The sequence below is a fragment of the Christiangramia aquimixticola genome, assembly GCF_048285835.1.
GTDB lineage: Bacteria > Bacteroidota > Bacteroidia > Flavobacteriales > Flavobacteriaceae > Christiangramia > Christiangramia aquimixticola.
The window spans coordinates 1-345 of the sequence record NZ_JBLVTL010000095.1 but is presented as its reverse complement, the minus strand read 5'-3'; the positions used below and the strand labels follow the sequence as shown (position 1 = coordinate 345).

The 345-nt window shown below is 41.7% G+C and carries 1 protein-coding gene; it reads right to left on the bottom strand.

All coding sequences use genetic code 11. The features are described from left to right. A partial coding sequence (locus ACNKXV_RS13660) for an adenylate/guanylate cyclase domain-containing protein (RefSeq protein ID WP_417908275.1) occupies window positions 1-345 on the bottom strand: 345 nt, incomplete at both ends.

The following is a 345-nucleotide window of genomic DNA, read 5'->3' as shown; positions in this document are numbered from 1 at the left end:
TTCAAAAACCCGTACTGGATTGGATTTATTTTTGAGTGCAAGTTCACCCACAGCATTTAAAGCAAAACTCCCTGACAGATTTTCGGCACACTTGTCCAAGATCAAAATCTGACTGGGATTGGCTGCATTCTGTAATCGGGAAGCCACATTGACTACATCTCCGATTACGGTATAATCCAGTCTCTTCAAAGACTTGGAACCAATATTTCCTGACACCATTTCTCCGGAATTGATACCAATAGAAACTTGCGGTTTGAAATGTGATTTGAGCGAATATTCAGGAATGGCATTCATTTTTTCCCGAATTGCCAAGCAGGCCTTCACCGCTCTTTCGGTATGATTTGG